Source organism: Maritalea sp. (genome assembly GCF_051251695.1).
Taxonomy (GTDB): domain Bacteria; phylum Pseudomonadota; class Alphaproteobacteria; order Rhizobiales; family Devosiaceae; genus Maritalea.
Genome location: NZ_JBPOEU010000094.1, coordinates 1 through 2,355, shown reverse-complemented (window position 1 = coordinate 2,355; position 2,355 = coordinate 1). Strand labels below are relative to the sequence as shown.

The 2,355-nt window shown below is 46.0% G+C and carries 3 protein-coding genes; all 3 read left to right on the top strand.

Translation table 11 applies throughout. From position 1 onward, the window contains the following. Window positions 1–77 precede the first annotated feature (77 nt). Entirely contained in the window at window positions 78–398 is a 321-nt protein-coding gene (gene tnpA, locus ACSHWX_RS18305) for an IS66 family insertion sequence element accessory protein TnpA (RefSeq protein ID WP_435669647.1), read from the top strand. Next, window positions 395–745: an IS66 family insertion sequence element accessory protein TnpB gene (tnpB, locus tag ACSHWX_RS18300; RefSeq protein WP_435669646.1), complete on the top strand. Its 351-nt coding sequence runs from the start codon at window positions 395–397 to the stop codon at window positions 743–745. Before tnpA ends, tnpB begins: the two co-directional genes overlap by 4 nt. Window positions 746–831: 86 nt before the next feature. Further along, the gene (gene tnpC, locus ACSHWX_RS18295; RefSeq protein WP_435669645.1) at window positions 832–2,334 is read left to right on the top strand and encodes an IS66 family transposase; all 1,503 of its coding nucleotides are present in this window, start codon (window positions 832–834) and stop codon (window positions 2,332–2,334) included. Window positions 2,335–2,355 lie beyond the last annotated feature (21 nt).

Sequence of the window (2,355 nt, the reverse complement as noted above, 5' to 3'; positions counted from 1 at the left end):
GTGTCCGTCCGGTAATCCCCACATTCAATTCATAGGTTTTCTACGTCATGGTGCTCTCTTTGTTAAGGAGAATGACCATGGCGCATCATCAACGAAGAGAAGTAGAAGACTGGCTCAATTTATTTGAGCAACAAAAACAAAGTGGACTCACAGCGGTGGCGTTTTGCCGCCAGCAACAGATTAATGTCCAAACCTACTACACCAGGCGACGTGATATTCGTCTTCATCGTACTCACAGCAAGTTCGTTCACGTCAAACGTGAAGTAACAAAGATTGAGTCACACACCGAGGAAACCGGTGGCGAACTTCTTCTGCAACTTGGGAGCGCTCATCTTAGCGTGCCAACGAATGTTAGCCCTCACTGGCTTGCCACCGTGATGAAGGCACTGGCTGAATGAAGATGTTTGTTGAGCCTGCCGACGTTTATTTATACATGGATATCGTCGACTTCCGTAAATCGATTAATGGCTTGATTGTAGTGGTCGAACAGAACATGGAGCTCAATGCCTTTCGTGATGCGCTGTTTGTGTTTTGCAATAAAAAGCGCGATAAGCTCAAAATACTCTATTGGGATAAAACGGGCTTTGCGCTTTGGTACAAACGTCTCGAGAAGTATCGGTTTAAGTGGCCTGTCGATGCTAACTTACAACATCTGAATGTAAGTGAACAGCAGTTACAGTGGCTGTTATCAGGCTACGATGTAATAGGCCATCAGCCGTTGCACTACAATGCATCCGGCTTATAACCTGTGATCATAACTAGCGATTAACGATCACGAAATCGTCTTAATAATGTCGGGAAATCAATGCCTTATTGCATGATAATAAGGCCATGAATATTGATATCGAAAACTTACCTGATGACCCAGCAACATTGAAAAAGATGTTGTCTCAGGTGATGTCTCGCTATCAATATCTTGAGGAGCAGTTTCGTATTGCCCAGCATAAACAGTTCGGTCAAAGTACCGAAGGTCATCCTGGGCAAGGTGAGTTGTTTAATGAAGCGGAAGCGCTTGCTGTTGAATCAGATACGCAAGAAGAAGCCATAAGCTACACCCGTAAAAAGCCCACACGTAAACCGTTACCCAAAGACCTACCTCGTGAGGTTATCGTTCACGATATTAGCGACGAAGAAAAAGTCTGTGGCTGTTGTGCAGGTGAGCTACATCGCATTGGTGAAGATAAGTCAGAAAAGCTTCAGTTTATTCCTGCTCAGGTCAAAGTGATTGAGCATGTTCGCCCTAAATATGCGTGTCGTACCTGTGAGAAAGACGGTATTAGCAACACAGTAAAACAAGCGCCTGTACCTCACAGCGTTATCCCTAAAGGTTATGCGACCCCAAGTTTATTAAGCCAAATCATTACCAGCAAATATCAGTATGGGTTACCGCTGTATCGACAAGAGTCTATGTTCAAACAGCATGGTATCGAATTAAGTCGTAAAACCATGGCTGACTGGATAATCCGCTGCGCTGAGCTATTTAAACCGCTTTATGACCAGCTCCATCAACATATCCTAAAACAACCGGTTATCGCGGCGGATGAAACCACGCTGAAGGTCGTTGAATCTGAGAAAGTGAATAGCTACATGTGGTTGTACGCCAGTGGCGCTGACTCACCTACCGGTAATATCCCGGGAACAGAGATACCTAATATCGTGCTGTACGACTATCACAATAGTCGCGCTGGGCAATGCGCCGTAGACTTCCTTAAAGGTTACAGCGGCTACTTACAAGTGGATGGCTATCAAGGCTACGAGCAAACGCAAGCCACACTCATTGGTTGCTGGGCACATGCACGCCGTAAGTTCATGGAAGCCAAAAAAGGCACAGGTAAGAAAGGCAGTGGCAAAGCGGATTGGGCACTCAATCACATCCAAAAACTCTACCGCTTAGAAACCCAGCTAAAAGATAAAACGGTAGAAGAGCGCTACATCACAAGACAGGAAAAAAGTGTGCCGCTGCTAAGTCAGCTTCATATGTGGCTAATGAAATCGGCTCAACAAGTGTTACCCAAAACCAAGTTGGGCGAAGCGATACAATACTGCTTAAACCAATGGAAAAAGCTGGAACGCTATACACTCGACGGGTTATTGAGTATCGATAATAATCGCGCTGAGCGCGGGATAAAGCCGTTCGTCATAGGTAGGAAAAACTGGCTGTTTAGCCAAACGGCCAGGGGCGCAAACGCCAGCGCTGTTCTCTACAGCATCATCGAAACGGCTAAAGCCAACGACCTGAACGTATTCGAGTATGTGATGACTTGCCTTGATGAACTCAGCCAGCCCGATGTCAATATCGAGCAACTGCTACCATGGCAGTTTGCTAAGCGCTAGGTGGGATTGGCGGACGCTTAC

Coding starts and splice junctions, on each gene's coding strand:
- tnpA (WP_435669647.1), top strand. CDS start 78: ATGGCGCATCATCAACGAAGAGAAGTAGAAGACTGGCTCAATTTATTT.
- tnpB (WP_435669646.1), top strand. CDS start 395: ATGAAGATGTTTGTTGAGCCTGCCGACGTTTATTTATACATGGATATC.
- tnpC (WP_435669645.1), top strand. CDS start 832: ATGAATATTGATATCGAAAACTTACCTGATGACCCAGCAACATTGAAA.